26 protein-coding genes and 1 tRNA gene are annotated in these 25,813 nt (G+C 50.2%); 24 read left to right on the top strand and 3 right to left on the bottom strand.

Annotated features, from left to right (window positions below; genetic code table 11):
* Nucleotides 1-61: 61 nt before the first annotated feature.
* The 10 genes from DYE26_RS23240 to DYE26_RS23285 all read left to right on the top strand — a co-directional run bounded on the left by DYE26_RS23240 (nt 62) and on the right by DYE26_RS23285 (nt 11,540).
* Nucleotides 62-949, top strand: a complete 888-nt coding sequence (locus tag DYE26_RS23240) for a YidC/Oxa1 family membrane protein insertase (RefSeq protein WP_036618221.1) — start codon at nt 62-64, stop codon at nt 947-949.
* Nucleotides 946-1,665 (top strand): RNA-binding cell elongation regulator Jag/EloR, encoded by a 720-nt coding sequence (gene jag / locus DYE26_RS23245; RefSeq protein ID WP_036618223.1) that lies wholly within the window; start codon nt 946-948, stop codon nt 1,663-1,665. Before DYE26_RS23240 ends, jag begins: the two co-directional genes overlap by 4 nt.
* Nucleotides 1,666-2,479: 814 nt before the next feature.
* The gene (gene mnmE, locus DYE26_RS23250; RefSeq protein ID WP_036618225.1) at nt 2,480-3,859 is read left to right on the top strand and encodes a tRNA uridine-5-carboxymethylaminomethyl(34) synthesis GTPase MnmE; all 1,380 of its coding nucleotides are present in this window, start codon (nt 2,480-2,482) and stop codon (nt 3,857-3,859) included.
* Nucleotides 3,860-3,984: 125 nt separating this feature from the next.
* Complete coding sequence (gene mnmG, locus DYE26_RS23255; RefSeq protein WP_036618227.1) at nt 3,985-5,871, top strand: tRNA uridine-5-carboxymethylaminomethyl(34) synthesis enzyme MnmG; 1,887 nt, start codon at nt 3,985-3,987, stop codon at nt 5,869-5,871.
* An 8-nt stretch (nt 5,872-5,879) separates the two neighbouring features.
* On the top strand, nt 5,880-6,602 hold the full coding sequence (gene rsmG / locus DYE26_RS23260) for a 16S rRNA (guanine(527)-N(7))-methyltransferase RsmG (protein ID WP_036618229.1): 723 nt from the start codon (nt 5,880-5,882) through the stop codon (nt 6,600-6,602).
* 447 nt (nt 6,603-7,049) lie between these two features.
* Nucleotides 7,050-7,874 carry a nucleoid occlusion protein gene (gene noc, locus DYE26_RS23265; protein WP_036618231.1) on the top strand — a complete coding sequence of 275 codons (825 nt, stop codon included), beginning with the start codon at nt 7,050-7,052 and terminating at the stop codon, nt 7,872-7,874.
* 276 nt (nt 7,875-8,150) lie between these two features.
* Nucleotides 8,151-8,912 carry a ParA family protein gene (locus tag DYE26_RS23270; protein ID WP_036618232.1) on the top strand — a complete coding sequence of 254 codons (762 nt, stop codon included), beginning with the start codon at nt 8,151-8,153 and terminating at the stop codon, nt 8,910-8,912.
* Nucleotides 8,905-9,747, top strand: a complete 843-nt coding sequence (locus DYE26_RS23275) for a ParB/RepB/Spo0J family partition protein (RefSeq protein ID WP_036618233.1) — start codon at nt 8,905-8,907, stop codon at nt 9,745-9,747. Before DYE26_RS23270 ends, DYE26_RS23275 begins: the two co-directional genes overlap by 8 nt.
* A 109-nt stretch (nt 9,748-9,856) precedes the next feature.
* Complete coding sequence (locus tag DYE26_RS23280) at nt 9,857-11,017, top strand: aminotransferase class V-fold PLP-dependent enzyme (RefSeq protein ID WP_036618234.1); 1,161 nt, start codon at nt 9,857-9,859, stop codon at nt 11,015-11,017.
* Between the two features lie 22 nt (nt 11,018-11,039).
* The gene (locus DYE26_RS23285; RefSeq protein ID WP_036618235.1) at nt 11,040-11,540 is read left to right on the top strand and encodes a DUF4446 family protein; all 501 of its coding nucleotides are present in this window, start codon (nt 11,040-11,042) and stop codon (nt 11,538-11,540) included.
* On the opposite strand, the gene yyaC is transcribed toward DYE26_RS23285, so the two are convergent.
* Complete coding sequence (yyaC, locus tag DYE26_RS23290) at nt 11,512-12,120, bottom strand: spore protease YyaC (protein WP_036618236.1); 609 nt, start codon at nt 12,118-12,120, stop codon at nt 11,512-11,514. The genes DYE26_RS23285 and yyaC overlap by 29 nt on opposite strands.
* Nucleotides 12,121-12,266: 146 nt before the next feature.
* Between yyaC and DYE26_RS23295 the strand changes: the two genes are divergently transcribed.
* From DYE26_RS23295 to DYE26_RS23315, 5 genes are all read left to right on the top strand, one after another.
* Nucleotides 12,267-12,500, top strand: coding sequence for a putative Se/S carrier protein (locus DYE26_RS23295; RefSeq protein WP_036627213.1), 234 nt, complete (start codon nt 12,267-12,269; stop codon nt 12,498-12,500).
* A gap of 35 nt (nt 12,501-12,535) precedes the next feature.
* A complete protein-coding gene (locus tag DYE26_RS23300) occupies nt 12,536-13,408 on the top strand; it encodes a mechanosensitive ion channel family protein (RefSeq protein WP_115311318.1) in 873 nt (290 codons plus the stop codon).
* Between the two features lie 50 nt (nt 13,409-13,458).
* Entirely contained in the window at nt 13,459-13,692 is a 234-nt protein-coding gene (locus DYE26_RS23305) for a DUF951 domain-containing protein (protein WP_036618237.1), read from the top strand.
* Nucleotides 13,693-13,966: 274 nt separating this feature from the next.
* Entirely contained in the window at nt 13,967-14,551 is a 585-nt protein-coding gene (locus DYE26_RS23310) for a glycerol-3-phosphate responsive antiterminator (RefSeq protein ID WP_051985148.1), read from the top strand.
* Between the two features lie 201 nt (nt 14,552-14,752).
* Nucleotides 14,753-14,843: transfer RNA gene (locus DYE26_RS23315), tRNA-Ser, on the top strand.
* 770 nt (nt 14,844-15,613) lie between these two features.
* Here the strand turns inward: DYE26_RS23315 and DYE26_RS23320 are convergent.
* Together DYE26_RS23320 and DYE26_RS23325 are read right to left on the bottom strand one after the other, a co-directional pair.
* Nucleotides 15,614-15,778: a helix-turn-helix domain-containing protein gene (locus DYE26_RS23320; protein WP_036618239.1), complete on the bottom strand. Its 165-nt coding sequence runs from the start codon at nt 15,776-15,778 to the stop codon at nt 15,614-15,616.
* Between the two features lie 529 nt (nt 15,779-16,307).
* Entirely contained in the window at nt 16,308-16,505 is a 198-nt protein-coding gene (locus DYE26_RS23325) for a YjzC family protein (protein WP_036618241.1), read from the bottom strand.
* A gap of 180 nt (nt 16,506-16,685) precedes the next feature.
* Here DYE26_RS23325 and DYE26_RS23330 point away from each other — a divergent pair, with 180 nt between their 5' ends.
* The 9 genes from DYE26_RS23330 to DYE26_RS23370 all read left to right on the top strand — a co-directional run bounded on the left by DYE26_RS23330 (nt 16,686) and on the right by DYE26_RS23370 (nt 25,812).
* Nucleotides 16,686-17,249, top strand: a complete 564-nt coding sequence (locus DYE26_RS23330; RefSeq protein WP_036618243.1) for a TetR/AcrR family transcriptional regulator — start codon at nt 16,686-16,688, stop codon at nt 17,247-17,249.
* A 15-nt stretch (nt 17,250-17,264) separates the two neighbouring features.
* Nucleotides 17,265-18,851: a GH3 family acyl-acid amido synthetase gene (locus DYE26_RS23335; RefSeq protein WP_036618245.1), complete on the top strand. Its 1,587-nt coding sequence runs from the start codon at nt 17,265-17,267 to the stop codon at nt 18,849-18,851.
* Entirely contained in the window at nt 18,848-20,113 is a 1,266-nt protein-coding gene (locus DYE26_RS23340) for an MFS transporter (protein ID WP_063836287.1), read from the top strand. The genes DYE26_RS23335 and DYE26_RS23340 overlap by 4 nt, the downstream gene beginning before the upstream one ends.
* A gap of 160 nt (nt 20,114-20,273) precedes the next feature.
* Nucleotides 20,274-20,558, top strand: coding sequence for a 30S ribosomal protein S6 (gene rpsF, locus DYE26_RS23345; RefSeq protein WP_036618247.1), 285 nt, complete (start codon nt 20,274-20,276; stop codon nt 20,556-20,558).
* A gap of 43 nt (nt 20,559-20,601) precedes the next feature.
* On the top strand, nt 20,602-21,099 hold the full coding sequence (gene ssb / locus DYE26_RS23350) for a single-stranded DNA-binding protein (RefSeq protein WP_036618248.1): 498 nt from the start codon (nt 20,602-20,604) through the stop codon (nt 21,097-21,099).
* A gap of 21 nt (nt 21,100-21,120) precedes the next feature.
* The gene (gene rpsR, locus DYE26_RS23355) at nt 21,121-21,390 is read left to right on the top strand and encodes a 30S ribosomal protein S18 (RefSeq protein WP_082207605.1); all 270 of its coding nucleotides are present in this window, start codon (nt 21,121-21,123) and stop codon (nt 21,388-21,390) included.
* Nucleotides 21,391-21,754: 364 nt separating this feature from the next.
* Nucleotides 21,755-22,522, top strand: coding sequence for a carbohydrate-binding protein (locus DYE26_RS23360; protein ID WP_051985149.1), 768 nt, complete (start codon nt 21,755-21,757; stop codon nt 22,520-22,522).
* Between the two features lie 469 nt (nt 22,523-22,991).
* Nucleotides 22,992-24,725 (top strand): peptide-binding protein, encoded by a 1,734-nt coding sequence (locus DYE26_RS23365; protein ID WP_036618252.1) that lies wholly within the window; start codon nt 22,992-22,994, stop codon nt 24,723-24,725.
* A gap of 115 nt (nt 24,726-24,840) precedes the next feature.
* A complete protein-coding gene (locus DYE26_RS23370; RefSeq protein ID WP_036618254.1) occupies nt 24,841-25,812 on the top strand; it encodes an ABC transporter permease in 972 nt (323 codons plus the stop codon).
* Nucleotide 25,813: the final 1 nt, after the last annotated feature.

The following is a 25,813-nucleotide window of genomic DNA, read 5'->3' on the forward strand; positions in this document are numbered from 1 at the left end:
TTGTCCTTTTAAATATGTTATGATTTACGTTGAATGGATAGGTTAAGAGAGGGGTTTTGAAGTGTCGCGATTGATGACGAACAGAAGAAGATGGCTTCTTCTCCTTCTTGCGGTCGGGCTGGTGGCGGTTCTTGCCGGCTGCGCTCCGCAAAATGCTCATTTGGCTACCACGACGGAAAGCATGAAAACAAGCGGATCGTGGTGGACCGCAAACGTCGTTTACTATTTTTCGTTGGCCCTGGATACGTTTGCAAAATGGTTTAACGGTGAATACGGGATCGCGATTTTGATTATGGTGTTAATCGTGCGGACGCTGATTTTGCCGCTTACCCTTAAGCAGGTGAAGAGCTCCAAGGCGATGCAAGCGATCCAGCCGGAACTGCAAAAGATCCGCGAGAAATACAAGGATAACCCCGAGAAGCAGCAGCAGGAGACAATGAAGCTGTTCCAGGAGAACAAGGTGAACCCGATGGCGGGTTGTTTCCCACTGATCATTCAAATGCCGGTGTTTATCGCGTTGTATAACTCCATTTATTACAATTCGGCGATCCGTGAGCATTCCTTCCTGTGGCTGCAGCTCGGAGAACCGGATAAGCTGTTTATATTGCCGGCGATTGCGGCGATCACGACATTTATTCAGACCAAGATGATGTCGAATGTCAATCCGTCGGGCATGCAAGGGCCCATGGCGTTTATGATGTGGGTGTATCCGATTCTGATCTTTGTCATGGCGTACAATTTTGCCGCGGCGCTTCCGCTGTACTGGATTTTCAGCAACCTGTACACGATCGCGCAAAACTTCTTCATCTACCGTAAGAAGGACCCGGTTCCGGCCGTGGCAACCGCCGGCGGCGGCGGGGGAAGTTCTTCCGGCAAGAAGCGGGGCGGCTCGAATTTGAAAGCCGGTCATCCCGGCAAAGGCGCCAAGGAGGCCAAAAAATCGAAATGAATAAAATCGTGACGTCGGGAAAAACCATTGAAGATGCTGTAAGACAAGGACTGGCCAAGCTCGGCACCACCGAGGACAAAGTCGCCGTAAACGTGTTGGAGCAGCCGTCAAAAGGATTCCTGGGATTGATCGGGGTCAAGGAGGCAAAGGTGGAGCTTACTTTGCTTGAAGCCCCTGTTTCAGTACCATCCCCGCAAGGGAGCGCTCCGGAACCCCCGATGCCTGCTTCCGCGGAAGCGGAGGAATTGCATCAGGGGAATGAGGATCCCTATGAGGAGGCGGCGTCATTCGTACGGGACGTCGGCAAAAGCATGGGATTGGATCTCAATGTCGAGACCATCCATGGCAAAGACAGCACCGTGCTAAACATTTCGGGCCATGATTTGGGTCTCTTGATCGGGCGTAGAGGGCAAACCCTCGATGCTCTGCAATATTTGGTGAATATTATCGCCAACCGTTACTCGGATAGTTTTATTCGGATTGTATTGGATGCGGAAAATTTCCGCGAGCGCCGCAAAAAAACGCTGGAGGACCTAGCCGTAAGGCTGGCCGGAAAAGTCGTTCGTACGCGAAAGGAAGTCACGCTTGAACCGATGTCGCCGCAGGAGCGCAAAGTGATTCATTCCAAACTTCAGGATCATCCGGAGGTCAAAACGTACAGTAAAGGCGAGGAGCCGAACCGGCGGGTCGTTATTACACTGAAGCAAAGCAAATGAATGGGACGCAATGACGTTTGCTACGGCGTGAAGCCTGTAGAACGCCATTGCGTTTTTCTGTGTCTCAACCCTCCCAAACCAGGGACTCAACCCTCCCAAACCCTCCCTTACCGTAAGGGAGGGCTCCCAAGGGCTCGCTGCCCTTGGGGATCCCGCAAATTGGAGTAACGTGGGAGGAAAAGAGGTGCTCCTGCTCGCTGTTCCCTGCGGGAATGCGCTTTAGCTGCGTGCTTGGAACGCTTTTCCCCCTTCGGGTACGTCTTACTTTGAGTGCTCCCGGGTAACCTGAAAACATGCTGGATTACATTGCTGCTTTCGAAGCACCCGGGGTTACAGTGGCGAGTGGCTCGCTTGTCGCCCCTTCGGGGCACGCTCTACTTTCGGTGCTCCTGCCTCTATGCGGGAAATCGCAGGGAAGCGGGAGTTTAGAGTTACTGATGCGCGTGGTGGAGCGACTACCTGCAAGAAGGCCGCTGTCCCTCCGGGATGCGCTTAGGATGGAGCAAGGCGTCGCGAGTAATGCTTCGAAGATGTTGGCCGGATCGAGCTTTGCGATGATCCGGGAATATGCCTGGCGAAACATTTTTGTGAGCCGGCGTTTGTGTAGAAAAAATTGAGTGAATGGGGAATAGCGGAGAGGGTCGTTTGAATCTGGAGAAGCGGCAGCGTTCGCCTTTGCAATCGGATTGTCACTGCTTTAGAATTTATCAAATTAATACAATCTGATTGCAGCAGCGATCGGAAGATCAAACGAGCAGCGCAGCGTCACATTCACGAACCTGATTTTATTTACAATAATGCGAGGTGAACAAAAATGCTGAGCGATACGATTGCAGCCATATCCACCGCCGTAGGCGAAAGCGGGATCGCCGTCATCCGCGTCAGCGGACCGGAGTCGATCGCCGAAGTAGGGCGCGTGTTCCGCGCCAAAGTCCCGCTGCCGGAAGCGGAGACCCATACGGTCCATTACGGGTTCATCGTCGACCCGCAGACGGGCGAGAAGCTCGAAGAAGTGCTGGTCAGCGTGTTTCGGGCGCCCCGTTCGTTCACGACGGAGGACGTGGTCGAGATCAGCACGCACGGCGGGATCATCTCCGTCAAACGCGTGATGGACCTGCTGCTGCAGCAGCCCGGCATTCGCCTTGCGGAGCCGGGGGAATTTACGAAGCGCGCGTTCTTGAACGGGCGGATCGACCTGTCGCAGGCGGAAGCGGTGATCGACCTGATCCGCTCCAAGTCGGACCGGGCTTTTTCGGTGGCGCTGAAGCAGGTGGAAGGCGATTTGTCGCGGAAAATCAAAACGTTGCGTCAAACGCTAGTGGAGACGCTGGCGCATATCGAGGTCAACATCGATTACCCGGAGCATGATGTGGAGTCGATGACGATGGCGTTTATCAAGCAAAAATGCGCGGAAGTGTCGGAAGGCATTGACACGCTGCTGAAAACGGCCAGTCAGGGGAAGATTTTGCGCGAAGGCATCACGACAGCGATCGTGGGACGGCCCAATGTGGGCAAGTCCTCGCTGATGAACGCCCTGGCCCGGGAAAACAAAGCGATCGTGACGGACATTCCCGGAACGACGCGGGATGTGATTGAAGAGTATGTGACGATCAACAACATCCCGCTGAAATTGCTCGATACGGCGGGGATCCGCGAAACGATGGACGTCGTCGAGCAAATCGGCGTGGAGCGCTCGAAAGCGGCGGTGAACGAGGCCGATTTAATCCTGCTCGTGCTTAATAGCGCGGAAGCGCTGCATGAGGACGAAGTTGCTTTGATGGAGCAGTTGGCCAGCCGTTCCGCCATCGTGCTGCTCAACAAAATCGATTTGCCGCAGCAGCTCAATCGGGAGGTCGTGCGGCGTTATTTTAAAGAGGAATCGATTGTGGAGTTGTCGGTGAAAACGGAGGAAGGGCTGGATCATCTGGAAGAGGCGATCGCTCGCCTGTTCTTTGGAGGTCAGCTGGAGTCCAACGATTTGACCTATGTCAGCAACGTCCGGCATATCGCTTTGCTGAAGAAAGCGAAGCAGTCGCTGACCGATGCGTACGAAGCGGCGGACAGCGGGATACCGATCGACATTTTGCAGATCGACGTTCGGCTCGCCTGGGAGCAGCTTGGCGAAGTGATCGGCGACTCGGCGCCGGATGCGCTGATCGATCAGATTTTCTCGCAATTTTGCCTGGGGAAATAAAGATTTCGAACGTATCAGCCGAGTCCGTTCATGGTATGATGATACAGAAGATTTTAATGATTTATTTTTTAAAAATAAGCGGATAGAGGGTTCTCTTTCTGTGGGATATAAGGAGGTTGTTTGTGATGGGGTATGCTGCCGGAAGCTATGACGTCGTCGTCGTCGGCGCGGGACATGCGGGCTGTGAGGCGGCTTTGGCCGCGGCGCGGATGGGTTGCCGTACGCTGATGGTGACGATCAATTTGGATATGATCGCTTTTATGCCGTGCAATCCTTCGATCGGAGGTCCGGCGAAAGGCCATGTGGTCCGTGAGGTGGACGCGCTGGGCGGTGAAATGGGCCGCAATATCGATAAGACGTTCATTCAAATGCGGATGCTGAACACAGGGAAGGGGCCGGCCGTGCACGCGCTGCGGGCGCAGGCGGACAAGTTCCTGTACCAGCACACGATGAAAGAGACGATGGAGAAGGAACCGAACCTGACGATGCTGCAGGGGATGGTGGAGGAGCTGATCGTGGAAGACGGCCAATGTGTCGGCGTCATCACGAAAACCGGCGCGGAATACCGGGCCAAAGCGGTTGTGCTGACCACCGGCACCTATTTGCGCGGCAAAATCATCATGGGCGAGCTGATGTACGAGAGCGGGCCCAACAATCAGCAGCCGTCCGTCAAGCTGTCGGAAAATTTGCGGGACCTGGGCTTTGAACTAATCCGCTTCAAAACCGGCACGCCGCCGCGGGTGCACAAGGATACGATCGATTTTTCGCAAACGGAAATTCAGCCGGGCGACGCAAAACCGAAGTTTTTCTCTTATGAGACGAAAAGCTCCGACAACGAGCAGCTGCCTTGCTGGCTGACCTATACTTCGGAAGAAACGCACAAAATTATTCAGGATAACCTGCACCGCGCCCCGATGTTTTCCGGTGTCATTGAAGGAACCGGACCCAGATACTGCCCGTCCATCGAGGATAAAATTGTGCGCTTCAGCGACAAGCCGAAGCATCAGATTTTTTTGGAGCCGGAAGGCAAAAATACGTCCGAGTATTACGTGCAAGGCTTCTCCACGAGCATGCCGGAGGAGGTGCAGCTGAAAATGCTGCGGACGCTGCCGGGCCTGCAAAACGTGCAGATGATGCGGACCGGCTATGCGATCGAATACGACGCCATCGTGCCGACGCAGCTGTGGCCGTCGCTGGAGACGAAGCGGCTGCCGGGATTGTTTACGGCGGGGCAAATCAACGGCACATCCGGTTATGAGGAAGCGGCCGGTCAAGGGATCATGGCCGGGATCAACGCGGCGCGCAAGGTGCAGGGTAAAGAACCGGTCATTTTGGACCGTTCGCAAGGGTATATCGGCGTGTTGATCGACGATTTGGTCACCAAAGGGACGAACGAGCCTTACCGTTTGTTGACGTCCCGGGCGGAATACCGTTTGCTGCTCCGCCATGACAATGCCGACCTGCGGTTGACGCCGATCGGTTATGAGATCGGTTTGATCACCCAGGAGCGGTACGACCGTTTTCTCGATAAAAAACAGAAAGTCGAGCAGGAAATCGAACGCCTCAAAGCAACGAAGGTCCGTCCTTCGGAAATCAATCCGCTGCTCGAGTCGGTCGGTTCGGCCCCGATCCAGGACGGCAGCAATTTGCTGACCATTTTGCGCCGGCCGGAAGTGACGTATGCCCATATCGGCTCGCTTTCTCCTTCCGATTTGGACTTGGATGAAGAAATGCAGGAGCAGGTGGAAATTCAGATCAAATACGCGGGATACATTGAAAAGCAGCTGATTCACGTTGAGAAGTTACAGAAAATGGAAAAGAAAAAAATCCCGGAAAATATCAACTATGAAGATGTTCAAGGGCTTGCGACGGAAGCGCGCCAGAAGCTGGCCAAAATCCGCCCGATTTCGATCGGCCAAGCGTCGCGGATATCCGGAGTAACGCCTGCGGATATTTCCATTTTGCTGGTGTATCTGGAACACTATAATCGTGTGACCGCAGCGGGAGGTTGAGGTTACTCTTGGATTCGATACAATCGGAATTCCTTACACTGCTCAAAGATCATGACATCGAGCTATCGGAAAACCAGCTAAGCCAGTTTGAGACTTATTTTAAGGAACTTGTTTCCTGGAATGAAAAAATGAACTTAACCGGGATTACAGAGCGGCACCAAGTGTACATCAAGCACTTTTACGACTCCGTCACTCTAGCTTTCCACATACCTATGGGGGAGATTGTTACGATGGCGGATATCGGGTCCGGCGCCGGTTTTCCCGGAATCCCTTTAAAAATTTGTTTTCCTCATTTGCAGCTGACGATCATCGATTCGTTGAATAAGCGCATCCAATTTTTGCAGCATGTTGTTGATCAGCTCGGGCTGCAGGACGTTCAGCTGCTGCATGGCAGGGCGGAGGATTTGGGCCGCCGGGAAGGGTTAAGGGACTCCTTTGATTTGGTGACCGCGAGAGCGGTCGCACGAATGGCTGTTTTGAATGAATTTTGTTTGCCTTTTGCCAAAGCGGGTGGTGTTTTTGTAGCGATGAAGGGCAGCGATCCGGAGGAAGAGGTCAAAGAGGCGGCGTACAGTCTGTCACAGCTTAAGGGCCAATGGGTAAACACCGTACCGTTTACGTTGCCGATGGAAAACTCCGATCGTCATCTTGTTATTATTCGCAAAACAGGCCCAACGCCTAAAAAATACCCACGCAAAGCAGGAACTCCGGTCAAGTCTCCGCTTGTATAAATTGTTTCACCCTCTTAGCAAAATGTTCCACGTGAAACATCTCGTTAAGAGGGGTTCTTTTCTGTAATATTCTTTAAGTTCTAAAAAGAAGAGAATAGGATTATAGAGGAAAAAGTGGTAGAATAGATATATCGGGTTTGCGTTGAGATCATTCTACATAGATTAGCGCCTATTTCGCCATTCAGGCTTTATTTGGGCGTTTTGTGGTTCGTGATGATCTTAACCTTTAAGTATATGTTCAAAAAGTCAGGATTTCAGTACGGAGATTATGCTTATGATGTTTGTTTCTTCAAAACGTTCTTTCTTACATCTTCAAAAGAAGGCTTTTTGAACAACCTCTTAAAAAGCGATTGATTGTAGATTGTACTGCTTTTCCATCCCCATAACGGGATGCTACCCGTAAGGCTTGGCCTTATGTCACTATGAAACTAGGTGGTAATTGACGGAATGAAAGAACAATTTTCTAAATTGTTTGGTTTAACCGAACGGAGCAGCGGTGATGAAGTAAAGCAAATCCCGGTGGGGGAAATTGTCGGCAGTCCTTATCAGCCCCGGACCATTTTTGACGATGAGAAGATCGATGAATTATGCCAAACGATTAAGACTCACGGCGTCATTCAGCCGATTGTCGTTCGCCAGCGGGATGACAAGTATGAAATCATTGCCGGGGAACGGCGCTGGCGCGCGGTCAAAAAATTAGGGTTGGAGACGATTCCGGCCATTTTGCGCGATTTCAACGATTCCCAGGCCGCTTCGATTGCGTTGATCGAGAATCTGCAGCGGGAAGGTCTAACTTCGATTGAAGAAGCTATGGCATACCAAAATTTGATCGATCTTCATCAATTGACACAGGAAAGCCTGGCGCAAAGATTAGGGAAAAGCCAGTCGACCATCGCAAATAAAATTCGTTTGCTTCAGCTTCCGGAAGAAGTGAAAACGGCGCTCATGGAACGGAAAATTACGGAACGTCATGCGCGCGCTTTACTGTCCTTGGACTCCGAGGAACTGCAACTGAAAGTCCTGGCTGAAATAATCAGCAAGGAATTGAATGTGAAACAAACCGAAGCCAGAATTGCCTTTTATAAGGAAGTTTCGAAAAACAAAAAATCGGCTTCCAGGCGGATTTCATTTACGAAGGACGTCAGACTGGCGCTGAATACGATTCGCCAATCGATCGATATGGTTACCGGTTCAGGATTGCAAATTAAAACGGAAGAAAAAGATCACGAAGATCATTATGAAATTGTCATTCAAATTCCTAAGCGTTCCTAGAATGCTTGCTGACCCTTACCGCGAGGTTTGATGGTCAGCTTCTTTTTCGCAAATTCAGCCACATGCTCATGGAATGGAACGCACTTCCTCGCCAATTCATTCGATTGGATCAATCTGTTTCTGTTCCATAAACCAGCTCACGGTTTTAGGAAATCAACACTCGGGTTAGAAATACTTCCGAGGGGCTTTTTGGTCTTTTTGTAGCTGCAACTTGGCGAATTCAAACATCTATATGAACTACAAGAAGATTCTTCTATTATATTGAGGTGAACTGGATTGTCTAAAATCATTGCCATAGCGAACCAAAAGGGAGGCGTCGGAAAAACGACGACTTCTGTTAATTTGGGAGCTGGACTTGCTGCGATTGGAAAAAAGGTGCTGCTGATCGATATTGATCCGCAGGGGAATACGACCAGCGGCGTTGGCATCAATAAAGCGGACGTAGCCAACTGTATCTACGACGTCCTTATTAATGAAGTACATCCTAAAGAAGCGATTGCGCATACCGAAATCGAAAATTTGGATATTATCCCTGCGACGATTCAGTTGGCCGGCGCAGAGATTGAGCTTGTGCCTACGATTTCCCGCGAAGTCCGTTTGAAGAAATCGCTTCAGCCGGTTCGCAGCTTGTACGATTACATTCTCATCGATTGCCCGCCGTCTCTCGGCATTTTGACGATTAATTCGTTAACGGCCGCCGACTCCGTGCTTATCCCGATTCAGTGCGAATATTATGCTTTGGAAGGGCTAAGCCAGCTTTTGAACACGGTTCGTCTGGTACAAAAACATTTGAATACATCACTGCAAATCGAAGGCGTGTTGTTGACCATGTTCGATGCGCGCACCAACCTTGGCATTCAGGTGATTGAAGAGGTTAAGAAATATTTTCAGCAAAAGGTATACAAAACGGTTATTCCGCGCAATGTCCGGTTGAGTGAGGCGCCTTCTCATGGACAATCGATTATTACGTATGATCCACGCTCTAAGGGTGCGGAAGTATATTTAGAGTTGGCAAAGGAAGTGGTCTCTTATGAGTAGCAAACGATTGGGGAAAGGATTGGACGCTCTCATACCGTCGCTTTCTATTCAAGACGATGACAAAGTCATTGAGATTCCTCTCAACCAGCTTCGTGCCAATCCGTATCAACCACGCAAATCTTTCGACGAAGAAGCAATTCGGGAACTGGCTGAATCCATTCGCCAGCACGGCGTGATTCAGCCGATTATCGTGCGCAGTGTACTGAAAGGTTATGAAATCATTGCCGGCGAACGGCGGTTCCGGGCTTCGCAATTCTGCGGGAATACGACGATTCCAGCGGTAGTAAGAACTTTTTCCGACCAGCAGGTTATGGAAATCGCGCTCATTGAAAACTTGCAGCGGGAAAACCTGAATGCGATGGAAATCGCGGTAGCTTATCAGGGGTTGATGGATCAGTTCCAGTTGACCCAAGAGGAGTTGTCCCTGAAGGTAGGAAAATCCCGCTCCCATATCGCCAACTTTTTACGGCTGCTGACCTTGCCGGATGAAGTCAAAGATTATGTTTCACGTGGAACATTGTCGATGGGACATGCGCGTGCATTAGTTGGATTAAAGGACCCGGCAACGATCAAACAGTTGGCCAAACAATGTATTGATCATGAGTGGAGTGTTCGTGACCTGGAGGAAGCTGTTCAGCAGCTAGATCGCAAAAAACAGGAAAAACCAAAAAGCACCAACAAAAAGCGGGATCCTTATATCGAAGAAGTAGAGGAAACTTTGCGTGAACGGTATAAGACGACCGTTAAAATCAAAGCGAACAAGGAAAAAGGAAAAATCGAGATCAATTATTATAGCTTGCAGGACTTGCAAAGAATCCTTGATATGTTGAGTTAACCGGGCGATGACATATTCATCTTTTCTGTGAAGCGGCTTGCTTTGAAGGGAAGAGGGGTATGTCATTCTTGGTCTGACGGAAAAGACTTGGGGAGGATGTAGGAGACGGATGAGAGACAAGCCGTTGGTATACCTGGATCATGCAGCCACATCTTGGCCAAAACCTCCTGGGGTAGGAGAAGCCGTGTTGGAAATACTAACTGGACCAGCTGCCAATGCGGGGCGCGGAAACCATAGTATGGCGCTGCAAGCGGGGCGGGTAATTTACAAAACACGAGCTCAGCTTGCAACTTTGTTTCATATCTCAAATCCAAATGATATTGCATTCACCTCCAATGCAACCTCGGCCTTGAACATGGCGATCAAAGGATGGGTCAAACCGGGGGATCATGTCGTCGCCACGACGGTTGAACATAACTCGGTGAGAAGGCCGCTTGAATATTTACGGCGAACTCAAGGCGTGGCTGTAGACTATGCGAAAGTAAATTTCCGGGGCGAAATCGACCTTGATCAAGTCCGGTCCATGTTTCGTCCCAATACAAGACTGGTCGTGTGTACGCATAGTTCAAACCTGCTAGGATGCATTTTGCCCGTAAAGGAGTTGAGCGCCATAGCTCATGAACAAGGAGCGATACTGCTGCTTGACGCTTCGCAAACGGCCGGATCCTATCCGATCGACGTCCAGGATTTGGGGATCGATATGCTGGCGTTTCCCGGACATAAGGGGCTTTTGGGACCGCAAGGGACCGGGGGGCTATACATCGATCCGGGTGTTGACTTGGAACCTCTGCTGCACGGCGGCACAGGGAGTCAATCGGAGGAGCCCGAGCAGCCGGCGGTTCGGCCGGACCGGTATGAGGCCGGAACGGGCAACGCGCCGGGGATTGCCGGTCTTGGAGCTGGAGTTGGTTATGTGCTTAAAGAAGGAGTCCAAAATCTATTCCGCAGGGAATGGGCTTTAACGCAAAAATTAATGGAGCAACTGCTCGCCGTAAAAGGCATATCCTTATTGGGCCCGGAGCTGGGGAAGCCGCGTACGGGGATCGTGGCGTTTACGATTGCTGGACATGAAGCCTCCGAGCTGGCTTTTACACTGGACCGGGAATTCGGTATCGCCGTGCGGGCCGGTTATCATTGTACGCCGCTTGGACATGAGACGGCTGGAACATTGGAAGGCGGAGCGGTTCGGGTCAGCGTGGGGTACAATACGACAAATGCCGATGTCGAGGCGCTCATTGCGGCGTTGACATCGATCACAAAGTCATCATAGGCATAGGGGAGTAGACATTAGCATGCGGGATTGGAATGATCTCATCTTCGACCAGTTGTTTTTGGTCGTTGGCGTATTTATCATTTTGTTGGTTTGGTTGTTCGTTTGGAACTTGATACAAGGCAGTAAGCTGCGGAAAATGAGAAAAAAATACGATTTGATGATGAAGGGAACCGGCGTTGAAGATCTGGAGAGCCTGCTAATTGATTTGAAAATGCAGCAGGACAAAATCGAAGATGTTCAGGAAACTCAGGCTCGGCAGCTTGACGAATTACAGCGGCTGATGCCGAAGCAAAAAGCGAAAATCGGAATTAAACGCTACAATGCATTCGGTGAACGCGGAAACGACCTGAGCTTCTCGATTGCGTTTATTAACGAGGAACAGGACGGAGTTGTTCTTACCGGGCTTTACAACCGCGACGGCTCCTATGTATATGCCAAATCTTTGTCGAAGGGCGAATCAACGCATGCGTTATCCACGGAAGAACGGGAAGCTATTGCTCTCGCCGCGATAAAGGAGTAAGGTTCCGGTTCCATTCTTTGATTGCGGTGTAAACGCAATTGGCAATGATGTCCGCTAGCCGCATCACAAGACTAAGCCGTGTGTTTTGCAATACAAAATACTCCATGAAGCCGCCGACATTGACGATGCCCGTGAGATGGATATCGCCGACCGGCGGCAGTTCTTTATTTACCCCCGCGCCGGGGCGGAGCGGCCCTTGCACGACCTGGATCGATCCGACGCTCGACGTTTGGCCAAGGCAGGCGTCAATGCCGATAATAAACGGGTCGGCGAAAGTCCGGTCGATGAGTTCGAGCGTGTCTTTGAGATTCATGGCATGAACGGGTTCATCGAGCGTCCCGAATAGATGGAATTCCGGGCTATTATATTTTGCGAGAGAAGTGCCTACCAGGGGGCCAAGGCAGTCTCCGGTCGAACGGTCTGTCCCAATGCAGATGATGACGATCTCCTGTCCGGGAGTGATTTCGGCAAAATGCAGAAGCAGACGATGAATGATGGCGGAATGAATCCCTGGTTCCGTATGGGCGATTTTTAAATACGGCATTGGTTGGCCTGAGATTGACGGTTGTAGCTGTGACATGGAATCTCCCTTTCCTCGAGTAAAATAACGTCAAAGACAGCTCGTAGATTTAGTAGATAGTATATGGAAGAAACGGGGATTATATACTCGGACTAAAGTCATGATTCAAAAAAGGGGGGACGACGGTGGGGGAAGCGTGGCTGGTGATGGCTTTTGATTCAACCCAGCAGGCGTTGCGAGCCGAAATGCTGTTGGAATATGCCGAGGTAGACATCGACCTGTGTCCGACGCCCAAGGAGATAACCGCAGGCTGCGCCTTATCGATTCGATTTCCGTCAGAGGCTTTGGAAAAAGTGAAGAGGATCATTCGCAGCGAAACGGTGGAAATTCGGGGCATTTACTCGCCGCGGCCGATGGGCTATGATAGCATAGAGCTATAATCCGTCAGGGATTGTGCGAAAGGATGATAGATGCAATGTGGTTGGAGATGGCAACGGATGAAATGCTGAATGCCGCCGTTACCTGGAAGGATAAGGTTTGGAACTGGTTTGCGGATATGGATATGTGGCAAGGCGTGCTGATTTCCGCATTAAAAATACTGCTTATTTTTATCTTAACCCGCTTATTTGTAAAAGTGATCTACCGTTTGATCGACCGCTCCTTGGAGCGAAGGGAAAAGAACCGGCTGCAAATGAACCCCCGCAGACTGGTGACCGTAGGGGAGTTAATGAAAAATGTAACGTCCATTACGGCGAATTTTATTTTGTTGATGCTGGTGCTGGGGGAAATCGGTTTTGAATTGGGACCGTTATTGGCCGGCGCCGGTGTATTGGGATTGGCGATCGGGTTTGGCGCACAGGCTTTGGTTAAAGATGTGATCTCTGGCTTTTTCATTATATTGGAGGATCAATTCGCGGTGGGAGACGTCATTCAGACCGGCAGCTATAAAGGAACGGTGGAGATGATCGGCCTGCGTTCAACGCGGCTGGTCAGTTGGACCGGCGAGGTGCACATTATTCCGAACGGTTCGATCATCAATGTGACGAACTATTCGATCGGAAACGCGTTGGCCGTTGTCGATTTGACGTTTAGCCAAACCCGCCGGCTGGAGGAGAGCATGGAACTGCTGAAAGCCGGGATGGAGAAGCTGAAGCAGAGCCATCCGGAGTTTTCCCAGGCGCCAAACGTGCTTGGCATCCAATCCATGTCCTCCAGTGAATATGTCATTCGGATCGCCGCGGAATGTTCGCCGTCGGAACGTACGGAGGTGGAACGGCTAATTCAAACCTTCGCCAAGGAAGCTATGGAGGATGCGGAGATGGGGAGAGGGACTGCAGTAAGCCGATAAGTTGGCAGAGTTAAGGCAAGGAACTAATGCATGCAGAAAGGAGCAGGGCCATGGAGCGAAAATCTTTTCAATTGGGCGATATTGTACAAATGAAAAAAAATCATCCGTGCGGGAGCAACGAAATGGAAATCATCCGCATGGGGATGGATATCCGCATTAAATGTGTAGGCTGCAAGCATAGCGTGCTGGTGCCGCGCGCCAAGTTCGAAAAAAACCTGCGCAAGGTGCTGCGTTCCGCGGCGGCAGAGCAGGAGACGGGGCAGCAGCCATCACGGGAGGAGTAGGGTGTAAAATGATTCTGAGCAGCGGATTTCCGGCTTGTTTGAAGGATTTGGTTCAATCCTGAAAATCTGGCGCGGGCAGCGATCGTAAGAACATTTCATCCGGCGGCCCATATCCGTACAATTATTAGTTCAACTTATATAGTTCTCGACAGAGGTGGTTCGACGTATATGGTGCCGAATGCGCCTCTTTTTTACATCATTTGAACAAAAGGCACGCATTTTCTTAATATATCGGCAGTATGCTAAGTTCAGAACAGCGGAAGAGGTGAGGAGCATGAGCAGCTATCCGATTATCGCTTCCATTACTCAAGACATCATGATCTCTGCTGCTGTCGACGGCAAAGTCGAGCGCGTTATCTTGATGGCGGGCAATATTATGTCGCTGGATGAGATCGTCAAGCAATTGCGCAAAAAGAACAAGCAGATTTATGTTCATGTTGAAATGGTGGGCGGGATCGGCCGGGACGCCTCGGTAATTGAGTATTTGGCGGAAATGTTCGACATCGACGGCATTGTCACGACGAAAAGCAATATGGTCGTCGCGGCCAAGCAGGTTGGCATCAAGTCGATACAACGGGTATTCGCGATCGATTCGGCGGCGGTGGAAACGGCGATTCGCATGATCCAGCATTGCGAGCCGGATGAGGTGGAACTCATGCCCGGACTTATGCCGCGTATTATCCGCGAGTTCAAGCAGAGGATCGGCCAGCCGTTGATAGCGGGAGGGCTAATCCGCAATCAGGAGGAGATCGACACGGCCTTCCGAAGCGGAGCCAGTTATGTGTCGATTGGAAACCCCGATTTCTGGAACGACTTCGTCACCGTCAGCATGCCTAAGCAGCCTTCGTCCCAAAAGTGAATGATGCCTAAGGGTGGAGACGCTGAGAAAACCCAAAAGCAGCCTTCCTTGCTTGAATTGCACGGTGCAGGTTGTTTTTTCTTTTTCCGCGTAATTGCTTGCAGTCTGGGGAGGATGGGATTTACATAATTTGGTTGTTTTTTTATTCTGCATTATTCTATTGCTTTGGTACATGATCCATGGTATAATAAAATTCGCTGTGGAGAGGTACCCAAGAGGCCCAAGGGGGTTGACTCGAAATCAACTAGGCGTCGCAAGGCGTGCGTGGGTTCGAATCCCACCCTCTCCGCCATTATACACTAACCGCATCAATATGATTTGTACATACCTGAATGATTCCGAGCCTTCTACGTTATAATCGCGTAGAAGGCTTTTATTATGGATAAACGAATCAGAAAATCAATTTATTTCAGATATAAATGAAGAATTATTCTAAGCTCAACCTAATAATCAGCGCTTGACAGTCAAGCCGGTAACCGATCGTGGCAAGAAATATCGGAAGGGCGATGAAAGCTTGAGGACAGGGAAGGCCGGTGGGTTAGTCGGCAGATCAACACCCACTGTCCGGACGCTTTGCATGATTATCCCGTTTGATCCGGAAGCACAGAGGAAGATAAATTCAGGGGAAGAATAATGTGTTTGGGAGAAGCAGACATACTCGGATCGTTAGACAGGTTTGTGAGAAGGAGGTTTAGGAGAAGTGAAGCAGACCTGACGGGAGGAACGGGGCAAGACACCGAAAAAAATGAAAGGACCGTGATTAACCCCCACCCTCTACCCCATGAACTAAAGGGATAATCGTGCAAAGCAGCATGCAGGATACCAAGACACGAACGCTATAGACAGCCACCTCAGAGCCAAAGTCATAATTTATTTTGTCATTGTCAAGCACTGATCTCGGTTTTGAGCCAGGTTCTAAGTTACTTCAAGGGATTTAGCAAAATTTTACCGTAAATTCCACGGAAAGCGCACTATAAAAAGCCGCGAACTCAACAGTCGACGGCCGGTATGTACATTTTGCATATTAATAGGTTTGTTTTTTTACTGACAAGTGAAAAAGGCCTACTCCTTTTCTAATACGATCAGTTCTGATATGTCGTCGATTTCGAGCGCGTCAGCGATCTTCGCCAAGTGCTCCTTATTGATTACTGTTCGCGAATCTCTGACTATTTCGCTTATCGTGCTTGGACGGAGCTCCGCTTTTTCCGCGAGTTGTAATTGTGTCATTCCTTAGGTGTTCTACATAACGAGGATTTAATGATATTTCGAAACGGTAATCTAAAGTTATAAAAATAAAGTAAGAAGAGCCTGTTCCTTCCGGGAACAGGCTCTTCTTACTTTAGGATAATACCTGCCGAGCACCAGATTCGTTTTCAGCCGTTGGAATCCAGTAAAAGTCATCAGCAAGGAACTGTGTCATTCCGATATCAAACAGGGTTGGCTTTTTTGTAAAAATAAGGCCCAAATTAAAGAAGGACCCTTGCGGGCCCTTCCTGGTTGACGGCGAACTGATTTTTGGAAATCTTTTCACACAAGCTAGAGAACCATTCGATACTGCCTTAGCATACGCGGATTGGAGAAGAGGGGTCTTACCCAACCCGCGCTCTTACGCTTCTACAAGCAGTGACAAGATACTCCTGATGGTTTGTTTCCTGCGGATTGATCCAACGGAACCACACCTCTCTTGCTCGCCGTCTGAGTATATTATGTGCGGGTGGCCGGTTTTTATACGGAGAAAAAAGTTGGAAATTCGCGATTAATGAACGCGTGCTTTTTCTTCCTTTTTCCACTTCCGGTTTTTGTTCGTGGTTTCCGGGAATTTGTCGCCCTTTTCAAGCGTTATCCGCTTGGGGTTTTCAATTTGCGTATGGAAGCTGCGCGCTTCGCCGACCTCAACGTATACGCCGGGGTTCGGAGCCCGTTGCCCTTCTTCAAATTCGGTTTGTTCACCCATTGCCGCTTGCCGCCTCCTTTAAGTTCCTTTGAGGAATTTTATAAAACGTTCTTAGGTTATGTGGCGGAATTCTAATTTAAACCCAAAGTCTGATTTACAAATTATAGAAAAAGTAGTACTATAAGCAAGGAAACTAGAAAATTAAATTGAGTTTCCGTGTGGGTAGAAATTAGTTGGAGAATGGAGGGAGGCAGGCTGCGGGAACGGATAATCGAAACAGCTTCTCAGCTTATTGGCCGGCATGGTCTGCGGAGGTTTACGCTTGACGATTTGGCCGCACAGCTTGGCATCAGCAAGAAAACCATATACAAGTACTTTTCGGGCAAGGACGATATTATTTCCGTTTTTTTCGATGAGGTGTTGGGGAGCGATCGAACCAGTACGCTTCAGGAAATGGATAAAGCCAAGGAATGGCGGGATCGGTTCCGGGCTGCCGTATTTTCCTACCATAAATATAAGTTGCCTTTGCCCGTTATCGAAGAAGCCCGCCAGGTCTATCCCCGGGAATGGGAAAAGGTCGAGGCCTACCGCCGCTTTAAAGTGCGGCTGCTTACCGATTTATTGAACGGGGCAGTGCGGCAAGGATTGCTGAGACCGACGATTCGTCCGGAAATTCTCATTTTTATGATCGAGAAGACGAGTTCCATCATCTATGAGCACCAGTTTCTCCATGATCATGGTCTGACCTTGAAACAAGCTTGGGAAGAAGTGTATCAGGTTCTGATGAAAGGAATTTGCGAATAAAGGGATGGTACAAAGATGATTACGAAACAGCGCTTGACGGGGCAATTGTATGAAGATTTCAACGCTTTTCGTGAGTCACTTGCCGACATTGAAATAACACAACAAAATTTACTGATGTCCATCATCCGTAAAAATGAATCGACTGAAGTAGGGCGGAGATACGGGTTTGCCCAAATGCGCGAGGCCGATCAGTATCGCCGGGCCGTACCGGTCAGAAGTTATAACGAATACGCCCCCGATTTGGAAGAGGCGCAGCGGAAGCCGGGGGTGTTAACCCGCGATCCAATCTTTTATTGGGCCAAAACCAGCGGTTCGTCCGGCACGGCCAAGCTGATACCGCATACCCGTGAAAGCCTTGATCAGTGGTCTCGCGCCGCCAAGCGGAATTTAATCGGGTATATGGAGTCCGGCGGCGGCTTATTATTGCCGCCCGACGGAAAGGTTTTATCGACGGCGGGGCCGCGGAAGGTCGGGGAAATCAACGGGGTACCGGTCGGCTATATTTCCGGCATCATGAGTTCCTACAACTCAAGGCTGAGGGATATTAATCCGGTCCCCGATTCGGTGATGGAGCTTGAAGATTACGACCGCAGAATGTTTGAAACGGCCAAATACGCGCTAAAGCACAATATTGTCGGCATTGGCGGGATTACCAGCTTCTCGCTGAACTTATTGAATTATATTAAATACCGGAGCGGCAGCTTATTTTCCCGCTTGCCCGAATACCGTGAGACGGTGCGGGCGGCGATGGGAGACGACGGCAGTATCGATTTGCTGAAGCTATGGCCCAACTTCCGGGTGATGTTGTCTACCGGTGTGCTTTACGATACGTTTATTCCGCAAATCCGGCAAGTGCTGGGCGACGGTGTATGGGTCAGCGACTTTTATTCCGGCACCGAAGGGGCGTATGGTTGCGTTTATTCCGAGCAGGACCCGGGGCTTACGCTGAACGCGGATTTGTATTACTTTGAATTTCGCGATCCGGAAAGCGGCAGCGTGTGTCCTTTGGCGGACGTGAGGCAGGATGTACCGTACGAAATGATCATTACGGGCTCTAATGGGCTGTACCGCTATACGACTGGTGATGTGGTAAGATTCGTGTCGGCTGATCCGCCGCAGATCAAAGTTGTCGGACGGACGGTGTCCATGGTCAACTTAACGGGGGAGAAGCTGAACGAAGCGGAGATTGCCCAGGCCGTTAATCAGGCTGCCGCCGGGCTCAAGCTGAAGGCGGGGCCTCATCTGTTTTTCGGCTGGATGGACCGGGATTGTTTTGTCCACCATTGTCTGGGGATTGAAATGAAAGAGGTTCTATCGCCGGAGACCATGAACGAATTCATGGACGCCTTTGCGGCGGCATTGAAAGAGATCCGCATCGCCTACCGCAATTATTCGCGAACGATCATTAAGCCGCCCCATTATGTACAATTCCGGCCGGGGACGTTCGCCGAGTTGGAGCGGCAAAGAAGCGAACAAACGGGAATCACGGGCCATATTAAAGTAAAAGCGGTAGTTACGCCGCAATTTTTCCGCGAGCATATCGATAAATCCTGGATCATCCATCAAAATATGCCGCAAGATTGGGAGCAGACGATGCAATGAACGGCACCGGCAAATACAAGACAGAAGGTTTCACAAGAGCAGGGCTTGGCTTTTTGCTAATCCTTAGTACCGCGGTCAGCATCCGGCAGGTTGCGATGACGATGGTGATGCCGTTTATATCGGTGTATTCCAAATCGCTGAGCGGATATACGCCGACGCTCGCCGGGGTGGCGCTGGGCGTGTTTGGTCTGGCGCAGGCCGTGTTTCAGATTCCGTTCGGATTATGGAGCGATAAAATCGGAAATAAAAAAGTCATATTGATCGGATTTGCCCAGGTCATCGTCGGGCTTGTCCTCGCTTATTACGCCACCAGCATCTACTGGCTGATTGCAGCCCGCGCCCTTCAGGGGAGCGGCGCGGTCATAGCCGTGGTATTTTCCTGGATATCCGCAGGATTGGACGAACGGCTGCGTCTGAGAGCGATGAGCATCGCGAGCGCCAGCATCGGCTTTGCCGCTGCGGCTTCGTTTGCCTTCGGGCCGATGGTGCACCGGATATTGACCGTCAACGAAATGTTTCTGGCGTGCGCCTTCATTATTACTGTAAGCTGGCTGCTCATTTTGTTCTTTTTAAAGGAGCCTGAGAGGGAGCCAGGGGGGGCGGCGGCAGGCCGGCCCGCGGGGGAAGACGTTCCGTCCGGTTTAAAACCGCTGATGAAGAGTTTGCTGAAAAATAAGGCCTACTTAAAATTAAACGCGGCTGCTTTCATCAACAATTATGTTATGGTGGCCGTGTTTTACATCGTTCCGATGGATCTGCAGACCATCACGGGAACGGACGGAATGTGGAAGGTGTTTATGCCTGCGGTGGCCGTAGCGATTATTGCTTTGAAATTTTCCGGCCGAATCGCGGCCAAAGGGTACCGCTTTATTTTGCTGCAAGCCGCTTTTTTGCTCTGCGCCGTCGGTATCGCCTTGTTCTACAAGCTGAGCTACGGGTTTATTTTGGCGGGCAGCGTATTGTTTATGGTTTGTTACATTTGCGTGTCCACGATCGCCCAAAGCTGCGTCAACGATATGGCCGGCGCCGGCTATCGGGGGACGACCAACGGAATATTCAACAGCATCCAGTATCTGGGGTCATTTATCGGCTCGCTCGTTACGGGGGCCGCTTGGGAAATCGGGTCCCGTCTCGCGCTGGCCATTACGCTGGCGGTCGCCGTCTTGGGGATTGCCGTGATGCAGGGGACTTACGGCACGAAGTCCAGTAAATTCAAAGATTTGACGGCTGCGGGGAAAACGGAAAACCAGGGCGGCCGTTAAACCGCCGCGATCTATATCCCGGGGCCGTTTGGGCTCTCTTTAGGCTTGCACTTGCAGTGGCCCGGGCAATTTGGTATATTAATATGGTGCGAGTTTACGCTCGCTCCTTGCTCCTAAGCGCAGCAATTTAGGGGCCATAGTCCAAGAGGAGGTGAATCAGATGCGCAAATATGAAGTGATGTACATTATTCGTCCTGACGTTGAACAAGAAGCTGTTCAAGCTACAGTCGAAAAATTCCAAGGTATCATCCAAAACGGCGGTGAAATTACCAAACACGACGTGTTGGGCAAACGCCGGCTTGCGTATGAGATTAACAAGGTTCGCGACGGAATTTACGTGCTCGTAAATTTCACGGCTGCCCCTGAAGTGGTTGCCGAGCTTGAGCGGATTTTGAAGATTTCCGACGAGGTTATCCGTTATCTCATCACGAAAGACGTAGCCTAATTGTTCAAGTTTGAGTAAACACTTCCCGAAGGAGGGGATTTGATTGTTGAACCGTGTCATTCTAATCGGACGTCTTACCCGGGATCCCGAGCTTCGCTATACGCCTTCCGGCGTGGCGGTGACTCAGTTTACGATTGCGGTGGACAGACCGTTCACCTCGCAGGGTGGAGAACGGGAAGCGGATTTCATTCCGGTGGTCACCTGGAGGCAGCTCGCTGAGACTTGCGCGAACTATTTGCGGAAAGGACGGCTTACCGCGGTGGAAGGACGTATTCAAGTACGGAATTACGAAAATAACGAAGGCCGGCGTGTGTACGTCACCGAAGTTATTGCCGACAATGTCCGTTTCTTGGAATCGAACCGCGAAGGCGGCTCAGGTGGCGGAGGCGGCATGCGGGAGGAGTCTCCATTCGGAGGCGGTGGCAGCGGCAACGGTGGCAACAACCGTGGCAGCGGCGGATTCTCGCGCAGCAATCAAGATGATCCTTTCTCCGATGACGGGAAACCGATCGACATTTCGGATGACGATTTGCCATTTTAATTACGGAAGGGACTGAAAAGCATGAGCTTCAAACAAAGAGAAGGCGGAGACGACAAGAGACCGGCTCGCCGCGGCGGCCGCAACAAACGTCGTAAAGTGTGCTACTTCACTGTGAATAAAATTACTCACATTGATTATAAAGACACCGAGTTGCTGAAGAAATTCATCAGCGAACGCGGCAAAATTTTGCCTCGTCGTGTAACGGGCACCAGCGCGAAATACCAACGCCTTTTGACGGTTGCCATCAAGCGCTCTCGTCAAATCGCATTGCTTCCTTACACTACGGAGTAATCGGCAAGCTGAAAACGGCAGCCGGAACCTACATGGTTCCGGCTGCTTTTTTTGTGAATATACATTTTCCGGCGGAGTAGAGGGCGATGCGCAGGGACTTTGGCTCATGAAAGAAGGGGAAGAGTTCTCGTAGTAGAACCGAAGAAAGAATAGGTATTTGTACAAAATATGTTACTTATTTACTATTTACATAAATTCCCACCAGAGTTATCCTTTGTACAGTAAATGATTGGCTTTCAGAAAGGAGCAAAATGGTTTCGAACAGTTGAAGGAGGGATGAAAGAACAATAAAGCCTACAAATATATGTTTTCCTTGTCGGTTCAGACTCAGGTGTGAAGATTTAAAATTAGAGGAGGTAAAATTGTGAAAGCAATAAAAAAAATATTTGCTGGATTGATGATGTTTACTCTGATTTTTGGTGTATCTTTTGCTGGATCGGCATTTGCGAGCGGTGATGAGGTCAAGCTTATTGACTCGGATGTCAGCGTTATATATAAACCTGGATATGTCGGATTCAGCGGCAATATTGAAGTGGTTAATCTGGGACCCGTGAAGAATGTGACTGTCCATTACACGACAGATAACACAAATTGGTATGATACGAGTGCGTATTATGTAGGTCCGACAGATGTAAACCATGAGAAATGGCGTTTTAGCATTTCCACAAATGGTTCCACAACAGAACATTCTGAGTTGAAGAATCTGAGATTCATAAAATTCTCAATCAAATACGAAGTGAATAACCAGAGCTATTGGGATAACAACGGGTCAGCGAATTATTACAATGAAGTGAATAGTACAGTTCCACTTAGATCCGTGATTTTGGGATCACCAAATGTGCTTAACGCCAATAGTACTCTGAGCAATGGTGAATTTAGCGGAAATATTTATGTGAAAAACCTGGATCCTACGAAAATCGTGAAGATACGGTACACAACGGATGATTGGGCAACGACTCAAGAGGGCTACGCCACTTATAATGGCTCCTTGAATAATTTCAATAGTGTTGAAAATTGGAACTACAGTTTCAATGTTCCGGGTGCTACCAATGTTAAATATGCGATTTCGTATACAACCGGTGGGCAAACGTATTGGGATAATAACTATGGTCATAATTACGAGGTATTCTAATTCATTCTAATATACAACAAAAGCAGGATCACAGGCGGATTATTGTTCCGCTCCGTGATCCTTTCTTTTCTCTATGCCCCAGAAGGGCGGGGGAAATTGGCCAGGTTTTCTAACATACTAACCCTGAGATTGAACGATATCAATCGATGCGATACGACAAAATGTGATTATTTTATAGACAAGCCTAGTCGTATCTTGTCATATTTATGTAATATGTGTCAAAAACAAGCTATCATTAATGTTAGTTATATGTAATAAAACATAACTTATTAAACGTTGTAAGCGTTTTACACAAACTTTTAATTTATATTTTTTGAAAAATATGATAATTCAGGAACCAACAGTTTGCTAAAAAAGATATTGACGTAAGATATTTTCACATGTATTATGATCAATAATTCAACTGTGATTTTTTCCCATAAGAGGATCGGTTTCAATTACATAATTCAAAAGGAGGAGTCATTGCATCATGGGCAGAAGGAGCAAATTGTGGTCGGTTTTACTTATTTTATCGCTGGTCGGAATCTTGTTTACGGGCTGCAGCACGGACAACACGGCTTCCAAAACACCTGCGCCAGAAAACAAGACGCCAACCGAAAATTCGTCCGAGCCGGGAACGGATAAGGCGGCCAATGAACCGGTGGACGGCGGAACGCTTACGCTCAGTTCGTTTTCCGATATCGTCAATGTAAATCCGATTTTAATAAATGACACGTCTTCGGGGGATGTGGAGCAGTTTATTTTTGCCAAGTTGTATGATTTGGACCGGGAAGGAAATGTCGCCGCCGAACCGTGGTCATTGGCCGCGGAACTTCCGCAAATTTCCGAGGACAGCAAAACGTACACCGTGAAGCTGAAGGATACGGCGAAGTGGAGCGACGGACAGCCGGTGACCGCAGACGATATCATTTATACGTTCGACACGATTCGCAACCCGGATACCGGGGCTCCCGGAATAGGTTTATATGACAAAATCGACAAAATGAAAAAGGTCGATGACCATACCGTTAATATTACGCTGAAGCAGGTTTATGCTCCGTTCCAGTATTCACTGGTCCAAGAATTGGCTCCGGCCCATATCTTGAAGGACGTTCCGGTGAAGGAACTGCAGAAGAACGCCTTCGGCACCGATCCGGCCAAGACGGTCACGAGCGGACCGTGGAAGTGGACGGCGTGGAAACAGGGCGAAAGCCATACGCTGGATGCGGACCCTAACTATTGGGGGGCGGTGAAACCGCATATCTCCCAAGTCATTTACAAAATTTACGCCGATCAAAACACCGAAGTACAGGCGCTTCTGAAAGGCGATACGGACCATATCAGCGCGATACCTGTGACTCAGGTGGAAGCTGTAAAAGCGAACAAGGATATCGCGATCATCCAAAAGCCGGGGGCTCAGTACGAATACGTCAACTTTAATTTTGACCCGAAAAACTTCAAGGACAATTACGGATTGTTTGCAGGGCAAAAGACGAGACAGGCGATCGCTTATGCCCTTAACCGTCAAGGCATGGTCGACAATGTGCTGAAAGGCGTCGGCGCGCTGATGAATGCGCCGTTCCTGCCGGATACGTGGGCGGACCCGAAAGACGCGGCCGTAAATTATCCCTATGATCCGGAAAAGGCGAAACAGCTGCTGGCCGAAGACGGCTGGGTGGCCGGCAAGGACGGCATTCTCGAGAAGGACGGACACCGCTTCTCCTTTGAACTGCAGTACAACGCCGGAAACAGCCGCCGCGAGCAGATCGCTGCGATCGTTCAGCAAAATCTGAAGGATGTCGGGATCGAGGTGACCCCGAAAGCGATCGATTTCGCGGCATGGATCGACCAGAACGTAACGCCGGGCAAATACCAAGCGATCCTGCTCGGCTGGTCGCTGAATACGCCGGATCCCGATTCGGAAAACGTATTCTCCTCTAAATATTTCCCGCCGGCGGGCCAAAACAGCGGCTGGTACAAAAACGAGAAGCTGGATCAGCTATGGGTGGACGGATACTCGACGGTCGATCAGGCGGAACGGCAGGCGATTTATAAAGAAGTGGCCAAGGAGATCTCCACCGATTTGCCTTACGTGTTCCTGTATCAATACGGGCAGGCGATCGGAACGGGACCTCGGGTGCATTGGGCGGAAGAAGACCGTCCGGAACCGTCGCTTGGATACGGTCAATACTTCCATGTCATCAAATGGTGGGTAACCGACTAGAAAAGGCGTACGGGAAATAGAATCGCCGGAGGGGAAAGGGAGCACTCTCTTTCTCCTTCTCTTTCATGGAAAGGGTCCGGTGGTTCTATCGCCTGCTGCCTCGGGAGGGTAAACAATGACAGAATATCTGATCCGTCGTTTGCTGCAATCGGTGCTGGTCATATTTTTGATTACGGTCGTCACCTTTCTGCTCATCCACGCTGCTCCGGGCGGTCCCACCCAGATGATGCTGGCTCCGGGCTTATCGCCGGAAACGTTCGAACAGCAGAAGCGTAATCTTGGACTCGATCAGCCGATCCCCGTCCAGTACGTCCGCTGGGTGGGGGACCTGCTGCGGGGCGACCTCGGTTATACGTTTAAAAATCATCTTCCGGTGGGGGATCTGCTGTGGCCGCGGATCGCCAACACGCTGATTTTGATGGGGGCGGCCTGGCTGGTGACGCTGGTTATTGCGCTTCCCTGGGGGATTTACAACAGTACGAAGGAGTACGGCTTGTCCGACCAGACCGCGTCTTTTATCTCTTATTTGGGGTTTGCCATGCCGACGTTCTGGTTCGGCATTTTGCTGCAGCAGTGGCTTTCCCTGGGACTCGACTGGTTTCCGCTTTCGGACATGCACAGCCGCGGCAAGGAAGGCAGCATCGCCGATTTGTTTATGCATCTGGTGCTGCCGGTCTCGGTGCTGTCTTTGGGGTTCTTGGCTTCTTATATGAAATACGCGCGCGCGAGCATGCTTGAGGTGCTGGAGCAGGATTACATCCGCACCGCACGGGCCAAAGGCGTCAAGGAACGCAAGGTGGTGTTCCGGCATGCGCTGCGCAACGCGCTCATTCCGATCATCACGATCATCGGCCTTGATTTGCCGCTGCTGGTCGGGGGAGCCGCTTTGACGGAAAACGTGTTTAACTGGCCGGGCATGGGCCGATTATATGTTGAGATGGCCACGGCGCGTGAATATTCCGTACTGATGGCAATTACCATCGTTACCGCTGTCGTGGTAGTTATCGGCAGCCTCCTGGCGGACATTTTGTACGCGATCGTGGATCCGCGGGTCAAATTGGGGCAGAAGGGGGGAACGGCGGCGTGAG

Source organism: Paenibacillus macerans (assembly GCF_900454495.1).
In the GTDB taxonomy this organism is placed as follows: domain Bacteria; phylum Bacillota; class Bacilli; order Paenibacillales; family Paenibacillaceae; genus Fontibacillus; species Fontibacillus macerans.